General features: G+C 61.4%; 16 protein-coding genes and 3 pseudogenes. 9 read left to right on the forward strand and 10 right to left on the reverse strand.

Translation table 11 applies throughout. From position 1 onward, the window contains the following. Positions 1-388 precede the first annotated feature (388 nt). The 3 genes from F758_RS0138465 to F758_RS0138475 are packed head-to-tail and all read left to right on the forward strand — an operon-like array spanning position 389 to position 3,636. Positions 389-1,387 carry an MBL fold metallo-hydrolase gene (locus F758_RS0138465; RefSeq protein ID WP_024512813.1) on the forward strand — a complete coding sequence of 333 codons (999 nt, stop codon included), beginning with the start codon at positions 389-391 and terminating at the stop codon, positions 1,385-1,387. Next, on the forward strand, positions 1,384-2,616 hold the full coding sequence (locus F758_RS0138470) for a WD40/YVTN/BNR-like repeat-containing protein (protein ID WP_198026673.1): 1,233 nt from the start codon (positions 1,384-1,386) through the stop codon (positions 2,614-2,616). Before F758_RS0138465 ends, F758_RS0138470 begins: the two co-directional genes overlap by 4 nt. Positions 2,617-2,655: 39 nt before the next feature. Further along, complete coding sequence (locus F758_RS0138475; protein WP_024512815.1) at positions 2,656-3,636, forward strand: Vgb family protein; 981 nt, start codon at positions 2,656-2,658, stop codon at positions 3,634-3,636. Positions 3,637-3,796: 160 nt separating this feature from the next. Here F758_RS0138475 and F758_RS0138480 read toward each other — a convergent pair whose 3' ends face one another. Next, positions 3,797-4,615 (reverse strand): HoxN/HupN/NixA family nickel/cobalt transporter, encoded by an 819-nt coding sequence (locus tag F758_RS0138480; protein ID WP_024512816.1) that lies wholly within the window; start codon positions 4,613-4,615, stop codon positions 3,797-3,799. Between the two features lie 89 nt (positions 4,616-4,704). Between F758_RS0138480 and F758_RS0138485 the strand changes: the two genes are divergently transcribed. Further along, on the forward strand, positions 4,705-5,358 hold the full coding sequence (locus tag F758_RS0138485; RefSeq protein ID WP_024512817.1) for a hypothetical protein: 654 nt from the start codon (positions 4,705-4,707) through the stop codon (positions 5,356-5,358). Here F758_RS0138485 and F758_RS0138490 read toward each other — a convergent pair. From F758_RS0138490 to F758_RS45580, 5 genes and pseudogenes are all read right to left on the reverse strand, one after another. Then, positions 5,304-6,554, reverse strand: coding sequence for an adenylate/guanylate cyclase domain-containing protein (locus F758_RS0138490; protein ID WP_024512818.1), 1,251 nt, complete (start codon positions 6,552-6,554; stop codon positions 5,304-5,306). The genes F758_RS0138485 and F758_RS0138490 overlap by 55 nt on opposite strands. Then, on the reverse strand, positions 6,551-6,940 hold the full coding sequence (locus F758_RS0138495; protein ID WP_024512819.1) for a response regulator: 390 nt from the start codon (positions 6,938-6,940) through the stop codon (positions 6,551-6,553). Before F758_RS0138495 ends, F758_RS0138490 begins: the two co-directional genes overlap by 4 nt. A 528-nt stretch (positions 6,941-7,468) precedes the next feature. Continuing rightward, positions 7,469-8,755 (reverse strand): sensor histidine kinase, encoded by a 1,287-nt coding sequence (locus tag F758_RS52410; RefSeq protein ID WP_502689218.1) that lies wholly within the window; start codon positions 8,753-8,755, stop codon positions 7,469-7,471. A gap of 42 nt (positions 8,756-8,797) precedes the next feature. Further along, positions 8,798-9,253 (reverse strand): annotated as a pseudogene (locus F758_RS53595) (GAF domain-containing protein); the annotation flags it as partial. Further along, complete coding sequence (locus F758_RS45580) at positions 9,254-11,527, reverse strand: GAF domain-containing protein (protein ID WP_024512821.1); 2,274 nt, start codon at positions 11,525-11,527, stop codon at positions 9,254-9,256. Between the two features lie 304 nt (positions 11,528-11,831). Between F758_RS45580 and F758_RS0138510 the strand changes: the two genes are divergently transcribed. The 3 genes from F758_RS0138510 (at position 11,832) to F758_RS53600 (ending at position 13,629) form a co-directional block, all read left to right on the forward strand. Next, positions 11,832-12,692 (forward strand): ABC transporter substrate-binding protein, encoded by an 861-nt coding sequence (locus F758_RS0138510; protein ID WP_198026674.1) that lies wholly within the window; start codon positions 11,832-11,834, stop codon positions 12,690-12,692. 125 nt (positions 12,693-12,817) lie between these two features. Continuing rightward, positions 12,818-13,411, forward strand: coding sequence for an ABC transporter substrate-binding protein (locus F758_RS45585; RefSeq protein WP_198026675.1), 594 nt, complete (start codon positions 12,818-12,820; stop codon positions 13,409-13,411). Positions 13,412-13,461: 50 nt separating this feature from the next. Beyond that, positions 13,462-13,629, forward strand: a complete 168-nt coding sequence (locus tag F758_RS53600; RefSeq protein ID WP_502689217.1) for a hypothetical protein — start codon at positions 13,462-13,464, stop codon at positions 13,627-13,629. Between the two features lie 34 nt (positions 13,630-13,663). Here the strand turns inward: F758_RS53600 and F758_RS0138520 are convergent, their stop codons facing one another. The 4 genes from F758_RS0138520 to F758_RS0138535 form a co-directional block, all read right to left on the reverse strand. Continuing rightward, a complete protein-coding gene (locus tag F758_RS0138520; protein WP_157450369.1) occupies positions 13,664-14,047 on the reverse strand; it encodes a hypothetical protein in 384 nt (127 codons plus the stop codon). 176 nt (positions 14,048-14,223) lie between these two features. Further along, positions 14,224-14,517, reverse strand: a complete 294-nt coding sequence (locus tag F758_RS0138525; protein ID WP_157450370.1) for a hypothetical protein — start codon at positions 14,515-14,517, stop codon at positions 14,224-14,226. 29 nt (positions 14,518-14,546) lie between these two features. Next, the gene (locus tag F758_RS0138530) at positions 14,547-15,350 is read right to left on the reverse strand and encodes a hypothetical protein (protein WP_157450371.1); all 804 of its coding nucleotides are present in this window, start codon (positions 15,348-15,350) and stop codon (positions 14,547-14,549) included. 23 nt (positions 15,351-15,373) lie between these two features. After that, positions 15,374-16,840: a flavin-containing monooxygenase gene (locus F758_RS0138535; RefSeq protein WP_024512826.1), complete on the reverse strand. Its 1,467-nt coding sequence runs from the start codon at positions 16,838-16,840 to the stop codon at positions 15,374-15,376. A 166-nt stretch (positions 16,841-17,006) separates the two neighbouring features. Here F758_RS0138535 and F758_RS48750 point away from each other — a divergent pair. Next, positions 17,007-17,852, forward strand: a pseudogene (locus F758_RS48750) (LysR family transcriptional regulator); the annotation flags it as partial. A gap of 398 nt (positions 17,853-18,250) precedes the next feature. After that, positions 18,251-19,604, forward strand: a pseudogene (locus tag F758_RS45590) (tyrosine-type recombinase/integrase). The last annotated feature ends 16 nt before the right edge of the window (positions 19,605-19,620 follow it).

The following is a 19,620-nucleotide window of genomic DNA, read 5'->3' on the forward strand; positions in this document are numbered from 1 at the left end:
GGATACGCCCGAAGCTTGCCGTATCCAGCGGTTACCGACCCAGAGGCTCCGCCTCTGAGGCCGGAACGGCACATTCCGAACTCGATCGCGACTCTTCGCCGGCGGCTTATCACAGCTCTTGTTCAGACGCTGCCGCGATGCCCATGCTGTACNGCCCCGATCACGAAATCCAAACGGCGCAGCAATTTGTGACGCAGTAGAATTAGAGCATGATCCGGAAAAATGGAGGCCGGTTTTCCGAAAAGATCATGCTCCAACAAGAGATGAGATCATGATGCGATTCTATGTAATCGCATCATGATCGAGAGGCAATCGGAACGAAGGAAAAGAGACAAGCGCATTCAATCTCAATCAGAAACGTTTCAATCTAGCGCTAGGGAGGAAGGCAATGAGAAGACGCGTGCTACGAATTCGCCCGTTCACGTGGATCGCTGCGATAGCGGCGCTCGCATGCCTGTTCGGTGCGGCAGCGCAGGCTCAGCAACCGGTCTGCTCGGCATGGCTGATTGAGAGCAGCCGCTTCATGAACGTGCCGTTCGGATCGTTCATGCCGGACCGCGCATTCGTGCCGGGCAGCACCAAGCCGGAGAGCAGCATTTCGACCGTCGATCTGCCTGTGAACATCGGCGTGATCAAGTGCGGCAATGAGTTGATCCTCTACGATACCGGCTGGAAGCAGCAGGACTATCTCAAGATGACCGGGTCGGAGCACTGGGCTCCGCTGCCGGACCAGCTGAAAGTCCTCGGCTTCAATGCTGCCGATGTCACGAAGGTGGTGATCGGCCACGCGCACTGGGACCACGCTGGCCAATTGTCCGACTTGCCCAATGCCGTGCTCTATGTCCAGCGCGAGGAACTCAAGGCGATCGAGTGGGCGCTCAACTATCCGGAGCCACACATCCGGGCGATCAACTCCGATCCCGGCGGCTGCTATCGGACGCCCGCTTGCGGCTACATGCCACTCACCATCGAAGAGGTTTATGGCAAGGTGCTGAAGGGCAAGGCGGTGATCGTCGATGGCGAGATGGAGATCCTGCCGGGGGTGCGCATTCATCCGGCGTTTCGCGCCCATACGGCCGGCTCGCAGCTGCTCGAGGTGCCTACTGCTATCGGCAAGCTGGTGTTCGGCTCGGACGCGTTCTCGTCATACGAGGGCATCCGCGATTGGATGACGGCGAACGTGCAGCAGACTGATACGGTTCAGCAGTTTCTGGCCTACGAGAAGTGCTACAAGATCACCGGCGGCTACAATAACTGCGTCTCCGCTCACGAGCCGCTGAGCTACACGGACAAATATCCGTTGACAAAGAATTCCTGGGTGGCGCTGAACGGCGGACGGATGGCCGAGCTCACGCTGGCACCGGGTGAAAAATCGCGTAAGCCATGACGTGTGTTTTCGGGGTGGAACCAGCCGGCCCACCCCGACCACTTCATCTCGGGATCGGAAAAAAGCAGTTCGGCCTGCGCCACCTGGCCTTGCGGCTTGTCTGCGTGGCGTCGCTGCTCGCTAGCAGCGCGTCGGCACATGACGCGAGCAGCTATGGCGGGGTTTTTCGCTCCCGCGATCTCGGTGCTGCCTGGTTGAATGCCGATGTCGGCCTGTTTCTCAATGCGGCGCTGGTCATTGCGGTCGATCCGCGCGATTCCTCGCACCTGCTGGTCGGCACCGATCTCGGGATCCTGAGTTCACACAATGGAGGCCGGAGCTGGACGCCGGAGGCCCGTGACCTCATCATCGGCGCGGTGTTTGCGCTCGCCTTCTCGCCAGACGGCGAGCTGGCCCTGTGTGCGGCAGCCAACGGAGTGTTTCGTCGCGACCAGGACAGTTGGCGGCGTGCTGAGGTGCCGGAGTCCGCGATCCCGGCGCGGTCGCTGGTCGCTGGGCCGGCAAACGATCGTATCTATCTGCTCGGCCGGAGGCAGCTCTTCGCGAGCGAGGACGGCGGTCGCACTTATGCGGTCGTGCCCGGACTCCGAGAGATCGGCGAAATGACGGCGCTGGCGGTAGTCCCTGGTTCGACCGACATTCTGGGGGCCGTTATCGACGGCCGGGCGATGATCAGCCGCGATGGGGGGCGCAACTGGCGCGACGCCGGCTTGGGCGATGCAGCGGCGCCGGTCGACACGATCACAGCCGATGCCAGCCAGCCGCGACGGATCTGGGCGGCGGCGGGGAGTCGGATCGTGGTCAGCGACGATCTCGGCTCGGTTTGGTATTCCGTCGGTCGTTCACTGCCTGAGGCGAGAGCCAAGGTGCGCGGCATCGCAGCTAGCGTAGACGCCACAATCCTGGTGGTCTCCTCCGATCGCGGAATCTATCGCAGCAGTGACGGCGGCGAAACCTGGGTGCAGAAAGAAGACAACCTGCCAATCCATATCGAGGCCGGGCCGCTCGCCCGGGATCCAAACGATGCAGGCGTCGTCTACGCGGTCTTCTCGCTGATGCCCTATGCGGAAGTCTGGCGCATGGCCCTTGAAGGCGGCAACCTGCTGGCGCGCGTTGAACCGATCAGCCTCGCAGGCGGTGTCTCCTTGTGGGTGCTGCTCCTTATCGCCGGCGGCCTTGCGGCGCTACATCTGTCGCGCCGGCGCGCCGCCGCGCGTTCGCCGCGTTGATCCGCGTGGGAACCGAGGTTCGTACGGAGTGTGCCGCGAATGCTTGCGAACTTCAAAATCGGGACACTAGCCGCGGCGCTCGGCATCGCGGTCCTGGCGGGAGGCGCGCTTCTGCTGGTGCGCGCCGTCCCGGAGGAAAAATTCGTCGAGTACCGCATGGACGAGCCGCAGGATGCGCCGATCGCGATTGCGGCGGGCATTGACGGCAGCATCTGGTTCACCATCGACCATGCCAATGCGATTGGCCGTCTACGCAACGGCCGCATCGAGCGACTGCCCACATCGAGCCGCAATATCGAGCCGCTCGGGCTCGCCGTCGCAGCGGACGGCAGCGCCTGGTACACGGACCTCGCCGCGCGCGCCATTGCGCGCATCAGCAGCGTAGGCGAGATCGCACGGTTTGTGCTGGACACTCCGATCACTCGCCTCGGACGGCTTGTGATCGCGCCCGACGGCGCCGCCTGGTTGGCCGATCCGACCGGCTATGGCTTGACCAAGCTGAAGGACGGAGTTTTTACCCGCTACCAGATCGAGTCCGCGCGCGGCGGACCCTATGGGGTTGCAGTGACGGCCGACGGTGACATATGGGCCACACTGCAGAACGGCAACCAGCTGCTCCACCTCGCCGTCGACGGCACCAGCAGGACATTCGACCTCCCGCGTGGCGGCGCCGTGCCGACTGACGTCGCGGTCGGCTCCGACGGCTCGGTGTGGTTTCTGCAGTTTCGCGCCAACCGCATCGGACGATTCAAGGATGGACAATTCTCGGATGTCGAGGCGGGTCCGGAAAATGCCGGTCTCAGCGGCATTGCCGTGGCTCCCAATGAGGACGTCTGGTTTGGCATGATGCGCCGCGCGAGCCTCGGGCGGCTGCGCAACGGCCACCTCGAGATCTTTGCGCTTCCCCGCGACAATGCCCGACCGTTCAGCATCGCCGTCGATCGCGACGGCAATGTCTGGTACGCCGACATCAGCGGGTTTGTCGGCATGCTGCCGGCCAGGCATGCGGTTGCGCGGTAGCCAATGCGGTGGATTTGAAATTCCAATCGGACTCGCAGCAAACCCAATAGGAATTCCAAATCCCCAAGAGTGCAGGTGCCGGTCTTCCGAAAAAATCATCCTCGAACAAAAAGATAGAGCGGGCTGCCGCATCGAAGAAAGGCCCTCGCGCTCTAAACATTCAGCCCGCCGGCAACGCCGCCAGTTCGGACGCGGCGCGGATGGTCAGTACCACGCCCATGCCGACGATCAGCAGGCTGGTGGCGATCTGCAGGCGGATCATCCAGATGCTGGCCAGCCAGTCGAGCACCTTTTCGCCGACTTTCGCGGCAACGATGCCGACCACCACCAGCGTCGCCGCGAAACCGAGGCTGAACACCACGACCGTGACCAGGCCGAGCAGAACTTTTCCGCTCGACAACGCGCCGAGCAACAGCGCCAGCGCGGCTGGATCGGGGAGCAGGCCGCCCGCAATACCCAGCGCCAGCAGCACAGGCAGTTTCGGACGGTTCTCGACCACGACGTCCAGTCGATGGGCGTGGACCTTGCCGAATCCGTGGCTATGCCAGACCACAGGTTCGCCGCCACGCAGGTGGTCGTGGACGTGGTGGTGATTGTGATCCCGCGCGTGGGCATCGGCCCGACCGGTGCCATCGCCCGGCTCGCCGGCTTCGCCCATGGCGAGCGCCACGAGATCGCGCTGCGCCCACAGCATCCAAAGGCCGAGCACGATCACCAGGATACCGACCGCGACCGCCAAGTAGGCTTCGATGCGCTGCGGCCGCAGCCAGGTCGAGCCGAGCGAGGCCAGCACGCCGACCAGCACGATGCCGCTGGTGTGGGACAGCGTGACGAAAATTCCAAGGATCACCGCGTCGATCGGCTTGCCGCGCGCGCCAACGATGTAAGCGGCCGCGATGGTCTTGCCGTGCCCTGGCGTCGCCGCGTGCGCGGCCCCCGCCCAGAAGCTCGATGCGACGAAGAACAGGAGTTCCCGCATGCAGGCAACCTTTACTGGCGGCCAACGCCGTTCACTAGGACTAGGCGTGGATAAAATAGCACATCGGCTCTGGTTATGCCGCTCCTTGGATGGGCCAGCAACTCGATCAGCTCGCGCGCGAATTGAAATTCGTCGGCGAAACGGTTGCGATGCACGCGCGCTATCATCTCACTGTGACGCCAGCGTTGCCGGACGCCGCGCAATCCGCTGCCTGCAGAATAGGCGCAGCGCGCTTCAATGAGTTCGTCACGCAGGTTGCACGACGGGTTGATCGGGAGAAACCCCTCATCCGCGAAACGCTAGACCGACTTGCCGCGGCGAATGCGCATCGGCTTTCGCCTGAGGATCAGGCTCCGCAAAATGCTACCGCCGAGCATGGAGACCATGCCGATCGCGCCCCGATGAACGGACGCTCACTCGACGTGCACGTGGCCGCCGTGTCGATTTCGTCCACGCCAACCACCGATCCAGCCGACAGCGATACGCTGCAAGACAGCCAACCAGAGGGGGTGCAGGAAACGGCGGGGCAGGGCAACCAGCAAGGCACGCGCTCACCGACTGCGGCTCGAGCCTCAGGCTTGCAGCTCGTTTTCCGCGTCTTCCTGCCGTTCGCCGCCTGCGGGGCGCGGAGCACGTCTCGATGGTCGTCGGACGCGCCGCGGGTGCAAATGCGGCGCGGGCGCAGACGTCATTCTAATCGCATGCAGGTGCCCTTCGCGCCGTTCAGCAGCCGTCTCAAATGAAAGCCGGCCAGGGGATCGTCGGCATGAAGCTCGACCAGCGCGGCGAAAGCTCGCATCGCTGCGGCATCGCCGGCCTCGAGCTTTGCAAATGCGGCAGCATATTCGGCGATGGCCGACGTCGTGAAGGATGTGCTCGGCAGCGGTTCATAGGCGCGGAGCGGTTCGCTGCGCCCGCGCAGGATAAGCTCGCCGACTGGACGCCCCTGAAAGTTTTCCGCACGATCGGCGACGGCCGCGCTGACGCAAATGCGCGTGCCCAGGAACTTGTTGGCGACTTCGAGGCGTGCCGCGGTGTTGATGGTGTCGCCGTAGGCGGTGTAGTCAAAAAAGCGGCTACCGCCGAAATTGCCGACCAGCACCGGACCGGCATGCAGGCCAATGCGCGTGACACCGAACTTCACGCCTTTGGCTCTCCAGCGCTTTTGGAATTCGCGGGCCCACGCGTCGAGATCATGTGCGCAGGCGATCGCGCGCGTCGCATAGTCCGGTTGGTCTCCGGGCGCGTTGAAGAGAATATGAATTCCGTCGCCCATGACCTTTGCGACCGTGCCTTCGTGCGCGAAGACAATCTCGGTCATTCCAGCCATATATTCGTTGAGCAGCGTCCCCAAGAGTTCGGGAGCTATGCCTTCCACCATGGAAGTGAAACTGGTGACGTCGGTGAACATGGCAGCGACCTCGCGACGGTGCACTTCCATGCCGGTACCCTCGTCGTCAGCGGCAAGCCGGCTTGCGAGCTGCGGTGAGAAGTAGCGGCATAATGATGCGTGCGCGCGTTCGGCCTGGATCTGGCGCCGCCGATACTCTCGCATCATCTCGACATGACGGAGTGTCTTGTCGATGGTCATTTCAAGATCGGTGAAATCGATAGGCTTGGTCAGAAAATCAAAGGCACCGCGATTCATGGCGATGCGAATGTTGTTCATGTCACCGTAAGCGGAGACGATGACCGTCGACTTCTTGTCGTCCGCCTCCTGCAGCTTCTGCAGAAGCGTGAGCCCATCCATCCTCGGCATGTTGATGTCCAGGAGCACCAGGTCGACATGCGGGTTAAGTTCGAGCGCTTGGAGCGCATCGATCCCGTCACGGGCAAACATGAAGCTCACCGTGCCTTCGCGGACCTGCTTGCGGAATTTCTGCAGGATCAAATCCTTGAGATCCGGCTCATCATCTACCACCAGGATAGTCGCGGTCATGCTGCCTGCTCGAGCCTCATGTCAATTTCCTGCCGCAGAAGCGCGAAGTCGATCGGCTTGGTCAGCAAGCCTTCTGCGCCGCACTCGAGCGCTTTCCTGCGCGTTTCCGCGTCGCCATAGGCGGTGATCATGATCACGGGAACGTCGGGCCTTTGAGCGCGCACATGCGGCAGCATCTCAAGCCCGCTCATGCCAGGCATGTTGATATCGGATAGGATGAGGATCAGCGATGGCTCGTGCGTATCGACGGCGCGCTGCAGCGCCGCCGGCGCCGAGGAGGCGAACTCCATCAAAAAGCGACCCGAACGCAGATCGCGCCGGAACTGTTGGCGAAACAAGACCTCGACGTCCGGCTCGTCGTCGACGACGAGAATATAGCCGCTCACTTTTTGCCTCCAGTCTGCATTTGTGCAGCCGTACCGCGCGGCAGCGTAATGATTAATCTCGGTCTGGATCAGGCGCTCTTGGGCGGTCCGCAAATCGTCAAGCGACTGCGACAGCTCTTGCGTGCGTTTGCGCAATTCGTTCAACAAGCGGGCGCTCTCGATGGCAATCACGGCCCGACCAGCAAAGTGTGCCACGAGCTTGATCTGCTTGTCTGTGAAGGGTTTCACCTCCTGACGAAAAATCGTGATCACACTGACCACGTTACCTTCGCGCAACAGCAGCGCGATAAAGGTGGTGCGCGCCCCGCCGATGTCGACAAGCTGGACAGTTGCCTGGTCTCCGGCGCGACAACCGACGCATTCACGAACGTCGTGCATGTGGGCAACCTGACGCGTCCTTGCGACGGCGGCGAGCCCGATCTGCGGATGAGGAACAATCCCTGCCCCTGCCACGCCGCCTTGAATGCCGGCGGGAGGTTATAGCGCCGCTTGCGCCGACGTGGCAAACTCCAACTGGAATATAGACGCTCAATTCTTGCCTCCCGTCTGCATTTGCGCGGCCGCAGCACGTGGCAGCGTGATAATGAACTCACTAAAGACGCTAGGCTCGGTTGCAACATCGATCGTGCCACCGTGCTGTTTCACGATGATATCGTGACAGATTGAAAGGCCAAGCCCGGTTCCTTCGCCGACCGGTTTCGTTGTGAAGAAGGGATTGAACATCTTCTCCTTCACATCCTGGGGGATACCGGTACCATTGTCGCGAATCCGGATTTCCACTCCGTTGCGTAGACTCCTGGTACTAGCGTACAGGATCGGCTCGAATCCATCGCTGGACGCTTCCTTGCGCTTGGTCGCCGCATAGAAGCCATTCGAGATCAGATTAAGCAGCACGCGCGTGATCTCCTGCGGGTAGACGTCGATCATTCCGGCATTTGGGTCCAGGTCGCGCTTGATCGTGATGTTGAAGCCCGATTTCTCCGCGCGCGCGCCGTGATAGGCGAGATTGAGACTTTCTTCGACGATTGCGTTGATGTCGGCAAGACGTCGTTCGCCGGGACCCTCCCGGGAATGCAGGAGCATGTTCTTGACGATTGAATCGGCGCGCTTGCCATGCTGCACAACCCTTTCGAGATTGCTCTTCAGCATTTGCGCAAGATTAGCGATCTCGTCCTGCGTCTTGTCGTCGAGCGCTGCCGCTTTGAGCTGGTCGCTAAGCTCGTCGATCAGCTCTGACGAGACAGCCGAGAAATTATTGACGAAATTGAGCGGATTCTTGATTTCGTGAGCGATGCCGGCGGTGAGCTGGCCGAGGGAAGCGAGTTTTTCGGTCTGGATCAGGCGGTCCTGCGCCATCTGCAATTCGCGTAGTGCCGTCTCGGCGGCGTCTCGCGCGGCGCGAATGGCTGCCTCGGCACGCTTGCGCTCAGTGATATCGTTGTAGATCAGTACGAAGCCGCCGTCCGGCACAGGATTGCGGCGCACTTCGAGGACGCGGCCGTCGGGCCGCGTGCGCTCAAAGCGCAACTCTCGCCTGGTGTCGTCGACTGCGCGGCTTAGTTGAGCTTCGAGATCGGCCGAGACGTACTCGCCGCGGTCGGCGAGATAGCGGAAATACTCGGCAAAGCTCGGCCGCCTCGCGAGGAAGGTCTCGGGCAATTCGAGCATCTCCTGGAGATTGCGGTTCCACGCGGTAAGTCGCGCTCCGGCGTCAAACATGACGACCGCATCGCCCATATTATCAAAGGTAACGCGCAGCTCGGCTTGCCGATCGCGCAGCTCTTCGAATAGGCGCGCATTCTCGATAGCAATCACCGCCTGGTCGGCGAAGGTGGTGGCTAGCTCGATTTCCTGGTTCTTGAACGGCTCGACGTGGGTGCGGCTGACGACGAATACGCCGACCAGCTCATCGCTGCGCAGCAGCGGAACGCCGAGCATCGTGCGATACCCCAAAATCTTCTGCCCTTCTCGGTAAGCGTATTCCGGATCTTGCAATACGTCGCTAATGTGCACCACTCGACGGTCCAACTCCACCCGGCCGGATATCGTGCCGCGGTCGGCCGCGAAAGGATGCGCGGACAGGAAATCCTTTGCTTCCTCCGAAACCCCGCAAGTCGCGACTACGTGATACCGCTCGGCGCTCCGGCGAAACATTACTGCCCGATCGGCGCGGCAGAGACGCGCCACGGTCTCTACCAGAGTATCGAGCACCGTCTCAAGGTCGACGGACGAGCGGCTGATCACCTTGAGCACGTCAGCGGTCGCGGTCTGCTGCTCCAGCGATTCGGTAAGTTCGCGCGTGCGCTGCTGCACTTATTCGAACAGACGAACATTGCCGAGCGCAATCACCGCCTGGTCGGCAAAGGTCTGAAGCAAGCCGATCTGCTTCTCGCTGAACGGCTGAACATCGGTGCGGCGAAGCATGATGACACCGATGCTCTCATTCTCGCGCAAGAGCGGTACGCCGAGAACTGTGCGAACGTTGGTCCGGCGCGCGAACTCGCGGGCTTCGGGGAACGCTTCTCCTTCCGGCCCGCTAAGATCACGCACATGGACGGGCTTCCCGTCGATTACGGCTCGCCCAGAAATCATTCGAGGGTTGATCGAAATCCGATTCCAGATGACTGGAATCGACCCATGCTGCGCCTTGAACACGAGCTCATCGCCATCCTTCAGGACAACGGTGGCATCATTTGCTCCGCAAAGCTCGCAGGCGCTTTCCACGATCGCCTTCAGGACCGGGCCGACATCGGTCGGCGAGGAGGCGATGACCTGCAGTACTTCTGCGGTCGCAGTCTGCTGCTCCAGCGATTCGGTCAGCTCGCGCGTGCGCTGACGTAGCTCCTTGAGGAGGCGCGTGTTCTCAATTGCGATTACGGCCTGCTTGGCGAAGTTTGCGACAAGTTCTGTCTGCTTTTGGGTGAACTGCCGGACCTCCTGACGGAAAATCGTGATAGCGCCGATCAGCTCGTTTTCCTTGAGCAGCGGTACGACAAAATATGACCGAGCCCCGGCAAGATCCGCGATTGCGACAACGGAAGGATCGCCCTCCAGATAGGGCTGCGAGGCGCGAACATCCTCGATGTGGACCACTTGGTGAGTTCGGGCAACAGTGCCGAGACCACTTTGCGGGTGCGCTTGGAACGGCGGGTATGCCTGCGAGGCGGCGTAGGAGGGTGGCACGCTGACGGCGCAGGCGGACGGCACATTGTAGTGCGCAACCGGACGGAACAACCCCTCCTCGTAAAGATTCATCGTACCAAAACTTGCGCCGCAGATCCGCGTCGCGTTTTCCAGCATCTTCTGGAAGACTGGATCCAGGTCGCCCGGCGTGCGGCTGATGACCTGCAAGACTTCCGAAGTTGCAGTCTGCTGCTGCAGTGACTCGCTTAATTCAGCCGTCCGCAGATCAACCTTGTTTTCCAAATTCGTATAGGATTCCTGCAGACGCGCGCCCATGTCATTGAACTGGTCGGCCAGGCCTTCGAGTTCGTCGCCGGTCTTGATCGAAATGCGCTGGCCGAGGTCGCCTGCGCCGATCCGCTCGGCGCCCGCTCGCAGTGCCTGGATCGGGCCGACCATACGCCGCGCCAGCAGGACTCCCGCGAGCACTGCGAAGAGCGATGCAGCCAGGAGCACGAGCGCGAGCCGCTGCAGCGCCGCGTAGAGCGGGGCGTAGGCTTCCTTCACAGGAAGCTCCACGAACATGGTCCAGCCGAGCGGAGCGACGGGTGCGAAGGCCGTCAATACCTCCTGTCCCTGAATATTCGGAGCGCCCTGCAGTTCGTCGACTACAGCCTGGCCGGCCTGCGCCGCCTGCACCTGGGCGAGTTTGGACATGTCGGTGTTGCGCAAGACGAGGCTGAGATCGGGATGCGCAATCAGCCGACCCTGCGGCCCAACGACATAAGCCTGGCCGTGCTCGCCGACCTTGATTTGCGAGACGACGTCCCAGATCAGCTTCAGATTGACCTCGGCGATGCTGACTCCCGCGTCTTTGCGAGTGCCGGCCACCGCCAGGGTCATGTAGGGCTCTGACTCTCTCCGGAAATAGACCGGCCCGTAATAGACCTTGTGAGCGACAGCCTCGGTGAATTTCGGTTCTTTTGAAAGGTCAAGACCACTGTCAATCTCGTCCATGGCCAGGCGGGAGACGCGCAGCCGCTCCCGGCCGCTCGAGTCGGCCTGAGCCAGCTCACTTACGGCCGGTACTTGGTGTATCAATCGCAACGCGTCGAAACGTCGCTGTTCGATCGACGTCGCCGACCACGGTAACTGGGTGGTCCAGCCGAGCTGGCTCTCGATTTCCTTGATGAACTGGCTGATCTTGGCAGCGGCGGCCACGGCTTGTTCGTGCTGAATCCGGATCAGGGAGGTCTTGTGCTCGCGGTAATAAAAGAAGACCTCGAAACTTCCGTTGGCCAACAGCGCGACCGCGACGACAGCGACAAACAGCGCAACATATTTGATGAATAGACGGCTGCGAATCTTCGGGGCCGACGAAGCCGCTCCCAACCCCGCGCTCGCTACCGGCGATCCCGCTAGCGTCCGACCCCGAGACGTATCCGGGTGGAGGGAGATGCTCATTGGCTAAATCTAGCAGCAATGCTGCAGCTTGTCCCATCCTGCGAGCGGGAGCCGGCAGGCGTGACGGTAACCCGAGGCTGCTTGGCTCGTCGGGGTAGCGAGGGCTACAATCGCTAGCGGCCAACCACCAAAGTGCTAAGCTCTCCATCCCACAAGGGTGGCCCTCTTAAGGGGAGGCCGCATGCGACGAAGGGAATTCATCTCGTTCCTCGGCAGCACGGCGACGTGGCTACTTTCGGCGAGCCCGGCAACCACCCAAACCCGCAAGCAACATCGGCTTGGAACGCTTGTCGCGAGCGCGCCGATGAGCCCTGCAGCCCCTCCTGGCACCTTCCTGTTCGAGGGATTGGCGAGACGCGGTTACGTGCTGGGACAAAACCTCGCTCATGAAGCTCGTGGCGCATCAGGCAAAGTGAACGAAATGCCCCGGCTCATCCAGGAGTTGAAGACTGCAAGGGTAGAAGTGGTCGTCACTGCTAGCTATCCGGCCGCAACCGCGGCGAAGAGTTCGGGTATTCCAACCGTGATAGCGTCCGGGGGTGATCCGGTCGCGACCGGACTCGTTCAGAGCCTTGCAGCGCCTGGCGGCACCGTTACGGGAATCGCCGACGACGCCTCTGCGCTTTCCACGAAGCGACTGTCCTTGCTCGCCGCAATGCTACCAAAGCTGCGTCGGGTCGCGATGCTCTGGAATAAAGAAGATCTCGGCATGTCGCTCCGGTACGAATCATCCGCGAAAGCCGCGAATGGAATTGGAGCGACAGTGCAGCCGTTGGGCGTGAGGGAGCCCAATGATTTCGACGAGGCATTCGCGGCAATGACCAGGGACCTGCCTGATGCGATCCTGATGGTCTCTGACTCGCTGACGCTGCTCAATCGAAAGCGCGTGATTGATTTCGCCGCCGAGCACAAGCTACCGGCAATCTACGAAGGCGATTCCATCGTTCGCGACGGTGGCTTGATGTCGTACGGAGCTGACGTAAAGGAAATATACGACCGCGCGGCAGCGATGGTCGATCTCATATTCAAAGGAGCAAAGCCCGCGGATTTGCCCGTCGAGCAACCGACGCGCTATCTGTTCGTGATCAATCTCAAGACCGCAAGATCCATTGGTTTGAACATTCCTCCTACGGTCCTCGCGCTCGCCGACGAGGTGATCGAATGAGGCGGCGGGAATTTCTCGGAGCGCTGATTAGCGCCGCGACTCTTTGGCCGTCGATAGCGCGAGCTCAGCGGGCCGTGCCCGTCATTGGTCTGCTCGGTAGCGCTACGGCTGACGAATATGCACCCATGATCGCCACCTTCCTGAAGGGATCGAGCGAGGCGGGTTACATTCAGGGACAGAGCGTTACTTTCGAATATGCGTGGGCTGATCATCACTATGAACGGCTGCCCATGCTCGTGTCCGAGCTAGTAGAGCGACAAGTTAAGGTCATCCTGGCAGCTTCGACTCCGTCGGCTTTGGCCGCGAAGTTGGCGACTTCGACCATTCCCATCGTGTTTGCAATCGGCGGCGACCCTGTGGGGACCGGACTCGTCGGCAGCCTCAGCCGACCCGATAGCAACGTTACGGGCGCCGCGCACAGGAATGTCGATACCGCGCCAAAGCGGTTGGAGCTGTTGCATGAGCTTCTACCGGGCGGGACCTCGTTCGGTCTGCTGACGAATCCGAACAACACATTGACGGCTTCTGTTGAACGCGCGGTGAGAACAGCGGCCGAAGTTTTGAGTGTACAGCTCATGGCGCTCCACGCGAGCACGGAACAGGAACTCGAGGCGACGCTCAGGCTCGCGGCCAATGGTCTGGTCACTGGACTGGTCATCGGTACCGACTCTCTGTTTAGGGGCGCATTTCCGAGCTCGGCGCGAGATCGCTTCAACTGAAGGTCCCGACAATCTATCAATATCGCGATTTCGTCGCGGCCGGTGGTGCGATGAGTTATGGAGGAGACATCAAGGACTCCTACTACCATGCAGGAATCTATGTCGGCCGAATATTGAAAGGTGAAAGACCTGCCGACCTCCCCGTGCGTGCACCTGTTGCTCGTGGCGTGAGGCTCTTTTTGGATTGCGTTTGGGAAGCGTCGAGCGATCCGTGGTAGCCGGTGCTGTGAGCACCCTTCCCCGCTAGGGCAGTTACCATGTGGATGCCTTGACTCGATCCGTGCGAAAGCCGTTTTCGACGATCGGGCCGTTTGATTGTTGGGGCTTCAGGGATATTGAGCCGAGCCGGCAGCTGGCTCCTGCATTCTCCGTGCTGCATTCGACCGATTTCATAAGGACGTGTCCTCCGAGCGCGGCCCAGGTCCCCGACAGATCGAAAGCGGACCAAAACAATACCGAGCGCGGGATGGGCGTGCATAAATAGAGCCCGACGGTCGCTGCGATGCCAATTGCGATCACGGCGATCGCTAAACGCTCCGACGGACCGCCCGGGTCGATGATCCAGTCCAGCGCGTCAGTGGCGTAGTCTCGGAACGGCACCTCGCGCACAAGGGCCAGCCAATAAAGCTCGGTCATTTCCGCAGCCATCTCACGGCTTGCAAACGCGGGTGGCGGCGCGAGCACCAACGCGGTTGCGTCCGGTCCCACCAGATCGGTCGCGTGGGTTGCCTGGGGGTTGTTGAGGCGTTCGACCGCTTGCTGGTCACGCGGCACTTGCTCAAACCCCGCTGGGTCACCATTGGCCAGGATCGCTAGCCACTGTCGATAAGCCTCCGGGTCAACTTCACCCAGATTGTGTGCGGCATGGTTTTCGAAAAGCTGGCTCTCCGGTCCTCATACCTCTCTTCATCGAGATTGGTCGCGTGCGCCGGCGGGCTACTCTTAAACTCCGCTTGCGCCGCCTCCCACCGCGTTTCAAGCATGCGGCGCTGCCGCCGATCCGGCGTGAACGGTGTCTTGAGGTCGCTGGCACGCACGACATCCAGAACGGGTAGCGCCAGGATGGCACCAAGAACCAGGCTCCGTCGCGAAATGAGCTTGGCCATTTGACTCTCCATGGTGTTGGCTATTGAAATCAACGGCCCTGGAAGGATGGATCGGTAGGCATCCGCCCGAGATCTTCGAGCTCGGTGACAACGCTATCCACGACGGTGAAACCGGTGAACGTTCCCTGTTTGCCGGTCTGGTAGACCGCGTGTGACGCCGCCTGTCCGTTGAAGACGTAATCGACACGGTAGAGCGGGGCGCCGTAAAGCTCCTTGACGTTGCTCTCTGTCATCCCTACGCGAGGCGCAAGAGGTGGGGCTTCGCCCTCAGCGTCCGGCGGCGAAGGTAATTCAACGCGAAAGAGATCAGCAGGAACGCCTCGCCCGACCGCTCGAGCGATTACACGGTCAGCGCGGAAGAACACGCTGGCCTCGCCCTCGCCAACACGCGCGTAGACCCACTGATCGACCTCGACGTCGAAGAATTTGTGGTGAAGGACCGCGGAGGGTTCGCCGAGGGCGCGTCGCACCACGCTGCTTGCAAATCCCGGCCAGGCCCGCCGGATGAACGAGGGGAGAGCATCCTTGTCCATCCGGAACGCGTCGAGCGTGACGCGCGACACCTTTCCATCAGAGAGGACGACCTGAGCGGGAATTGTCGCGGCAAACTCGAGCTTGCGCATCTGTGTCGAGCCATCGGCGAAGTCGGTCTCCTTCGCAGCCTTGCCCATGACGCGGAGGACGTCGTCCCCTGTCATTCCGAGCTGAAGCTGGTTGGCGGGGGTTGCAACAAAGTTCACCTGCGGAGGAAACGGCACCTCGGCCGCATGGCCGGTGGTCAGCGCAAGGCCGACGATCGCAGCGGATGCAAACATTGCGAATGTCCTGGTCATGTCGAGTCTTCCTTGTTGCGCCATCAACCCTGAGACGGCGTCGGATCTGTGGGGGCGATTGCGGAATTGGCCTGGTGCGCCCGGTCATGAGGGGCCGTCGGACAAATCTCGGTGGCGTAGGTCGCGAAGCCGTCGAGCGCCAGCGAGAGTGCGGACGACCAGATCAATGTCAGCACGCGATCGGCCCACCTTGTCGCCCGCGATCGCTTTGGCTCCAGCAAGGCGAGTTGCGGTGCAGCCGTGCGCGTCTCGCTGTCGCGAACATCAGCCCGCTCGGCTACTCGATCGGCGACATGACGGGCATCCTCCCTCAGGCCGTAGATCAGGCCGGACTTCGCCGTGTGCAGCCATGGCAATCCGACAAAGAACAATCCGGGAAACCGAGTCACACCGCGCGTCTGGATCGGAAAGCCGTCGCCGTCCGTAACCGGAAGCTTCACCATTGAAAAATCGAAGCAGTAGCCGGTCGCCCAGATCACGTTGGTGATGCCGGCCGCGTCGAGGTCGAGCTCGGTCAGGATCTCCTGGTCGAAGCCGTCGCGCAGAACGGGAAGAGTTTCTTCCGGTGCCGCAATTCTGGTCCTGGCGACATAGGCATCGATCGCCTTGACCAACTCCGCCTCGGCCTGGTCGGCCGCCGCGAGATTGTCGTAAAGGTCGCCCCTGAGCTTGACGATGCCATCTTGCACATCCTCAAGACGGCCGAGCAGGGTGACACCATCGCGCGCGAATTGGTGCAGATTGATGGTGTGGCCGCCCTTGGTGCCGGAGATATGCGGCTTGCCGGCAAACTTCGCCTGCGGCGACGGCAGCTCGCCGATCGTTCGATCGTACTGGCCCATTTTGGCGAACCACCAGTTCGCATCCTTGCCACGGTAGCGTCGCGGCGTCCTGCCGGCGCGGCCTGTCGCGAGATAGACCTTTCGCCCGGACTCGTAGAGTTCTTCGGCAATCTGCGCGCCGGATTGCGCGCTGCCGACGACCAGCACGGCGCCGGGCAGAAGCTGTTGCGGGTTGCGATAGGCGTCGGAGTGGAGCCGAAGCATCCCTGCAGGAAAATCACGGGCCAGCCGCGGAATCTTCGGCGTCTGATAAAGCCCCGTCGCCATGACAACGTTGCGCGCGCTAATGGTCTCGCCGCCATCGATCTTGACGACATAGTCGCCGCGTTGATCGGGCGTGATGCTCGCCACGCGCGTGCGGGTGCGCACCGGCAGGCGGCTCGCCAGCGCTTCCAGATGTGCGACGATCTCCTGTTTTGGCATGAAGCCGTCCGGATCGTCTGCGCCATAGCGCGCGCCCGGAACACGCGACTGCCAGCGCGGCGTGTTCAGCGTGAATGAATCCCAACGATGGCTGCGCCAGGCGTCGCCCGGCAGATCAGCTTGCTCCAGCACCACGTGCTCGACCGCGTGGATTGTCAGATAATGGCTGACTGAAAGCCCGGCCTGCCCGCCGCCCACGACGACGGTGTTCACTCTTGTGGTCATCGATCTTCTCCTCATCCTTAGGAGCGGCGATGGTGCCGCTCAATCGCTGTTCATGGACACGGAGGTGTTGTCGACAGGCCGCTGCCATAAGACCGCGGTTCGGCATATGATTGTTCACGGAGCGTGATAAATCGCGCGGGAGGCGGGCATGGATCGCATCGACAGCATGGGAGTCTTCGCGAAGGTCGTCGCAAAGCAGAGTTTCTCCGCCGCCGCGCGCGAGCTGCATCTGTCGCAGGCGGCGGTCTCCAAGCACGTTCGCGCGCTGGAGGACTGGCTCGGCGCGCGGCTGTTGGATCGCACGACGCGCCGTCTCAACGTGACCGAGATCGGGGCCCTGGTTTACGAACGGTGCGAACGGATTCTCGACGAGATCGACGAGGTCCGACAAAACACCAACGCGCTGCAGACCGCGCCGCGCGGCGTGCTGCACCTTGCGGCACCGGTCTCGTTCGGCATCACGCAGCTGGGTCCCGCGCTTGCCGACTATCTCTCCCGCTACCCCGAGGTCGTGGTCGATGTCACGCTCGATGACCGCTTCATCGACCTCCTCGAGGAGGGGTTTGATCTTGCGCTCCGTGTCGGCGCGCTGAAGGATTCGAGCCTGATTGCGCGGCGCCTGGCACCGGTTCGCTTCGTGCTCTGCGCATCAACCAGCTATGTCAAACAACATGGCGCGCCGCGAAGGCCCGATGATCTCCCAAACCATCGGTGCCTCTTCTACAGCCTGCGCGCTATTCCGGGGGAGTGGCGCTTCGCCGGGCCGGAGGGCGATGTCGCCCTGCGCATCAGTGGGCGTTTTCGATCCAACAGCGGGAACATGCTGTATGCGGCATTGCTCGCGGGCGCCGGTATCGGCATGGTTCCGACGTTCGTTGCGGGCGGGGACCTTGCGCAAGGTCGTCTGGTGTCGCTCATGCCGGATTACCGGCCGATCGAGAGTGAGCTATCGGCGATCTATCCGCCCGGGAAAAATCCCTCTGCCAAGGTCCGAACCCTGATCGACTTTCTTGCGGAGCGCTTCGGACCTGAGCCGCCCTGGGATGAATGGCGGAAGACCGCACGTTCGAAAAATCCGGCGCACGAACGCGATGATCGTTTCGCGACCAGGTCTGCGGCGCAGTCGGAACTTGGAGACGACGAACAGAGAATGAGCACTGCCCTTCTTGAGAGGGGACCGGATGAGGCGCACCCCGGCACGATTCGAACGCGTGACCTTTGCCTTGGGAGCAATTTAACTTGCCCTACGCCAAAAGACGCTAGGGCATCCGATGTTTCTCTATCTTGCTATAATTGCTGGAAAATCTGGAATTATGTGTCGCAGATCGTATTCTGCGACACGCCCCGATTTCCTTCCAACTGCTTACGTGGTGCTTACGCGGGAGACGGGCTTCGGACCGGGGAAATTCCGTGGCTAAGCTCACCAAGCGCGTTGTCGAGACCGCCGAGCCGCAGAGCAGGGATTATATCATCTGGGACGACGAACTGCCCGGGTTTGGTCTGCGCGTCTTCGTGTCGGGTAAGCGCAGCTACCTCATTCAGTACCGATCTGCCGGACGCTCGCGTCGCTACACCATCGGTCTTCGTATGGACGCCAGAGCTCGCCAGAAAGGAAGCCCGGATCCAGTTGGGTCGGGTGGCGCAGGGCGATAATCCGGCCGAGGAACGGCGGCTCGACCACAAGGCGATCACCGTCAAGGAGTTGTGCGAACTTTATCTCAAGGACTTGGCGGCGGGCCTCGTGCTCGGCAAGCGCGGACGTCCGAAGAAGGCGACGACCATCGTAACGGACACCGGCCGCATCCATCGGTACATCATCCCGTTGATTGGCTCGCGCCGCGTCAAGGAGCTCGTCAAGGCCGACGTAAGCGGGGTCTTGAAGGACATCATGGCCGGGAGGACCCGCGTCAGCGTTAAGACGAAGAAGCTTCGTGGCAAAGCCAATGTGCGCGGCGGCGCGGGCACCGCAACGCGGACCATTGGTCTCCTCGGCGGCATCTTCTCCTATGCCGTCGAAGCCGGAATAATCGAGCACAATCCAGCCCACGGTATTCGCAAGCCGAAAGACAATGTCCGCAATCGCCGCCTGACTGAAGCGGAATATCGAACGCTAGGCGAGATGCTGCGCGCGACCACCAAGGACGAGAAATACACCACCACGGTCGACATCATTCGCCAGATCGCGCTAACCGGCTGCCGACGCAGCGAAATAATTGGCCTCAAGTGGTCCGAGGTAGACACCGAAGCAAGCTGTCTACGCTTGGTTGACAGCAAAGAGGGAGCTTCAATTCGGCCGGTCGGGCTTCCCGTGGTGGAGTTCCTGGAGGCGAGAAGATCGCAGAAGCTCGGATCCTATGTCTTTCCAGGATATCGAACCGACAACGCCTTTGGCAGCTTCCCCAATCATTGGGAGCAGCTTTTCCGAAAGTCGTCTCTTTGGGATGTCACGCCGCATGTCTTGCGCCACAGCTTCGCGAGCATCGCTAATGATCTCGGATTCCCCGAAGTGACGATCGCCGCACTGGTTGGTCATGCGAAGGGGTCGGTTACCAGCAAGTATATCCACACACTCGACACTGCCCTCATCATGGCGGCTGACACGATCTCCGGCTACATCCAAGGCCTGTTAGATGGAGTCACTTTCAAGCAAACTGCTTACGCGTTGGACCGCGACGCACGAAAGGTTGCTCTAGCCAGCTTTCTCAGTAAGGCCATTGATGAACAGTCCACGGTGCGCGAGAACCCTCAGCAAATAGCTGCTTGAGCGCATTGAGGCACTC

The organism is Bradyrhizobium sp. ARR65, assembly GCF_000472385.1.
In the GTDB taxonomy this organism is placed as follows: Bacteria; Pseudomonadota; Alphaproteobacteria; order Rhizobiales; family Xanthobacteraceae; genus Bradyrhizobium.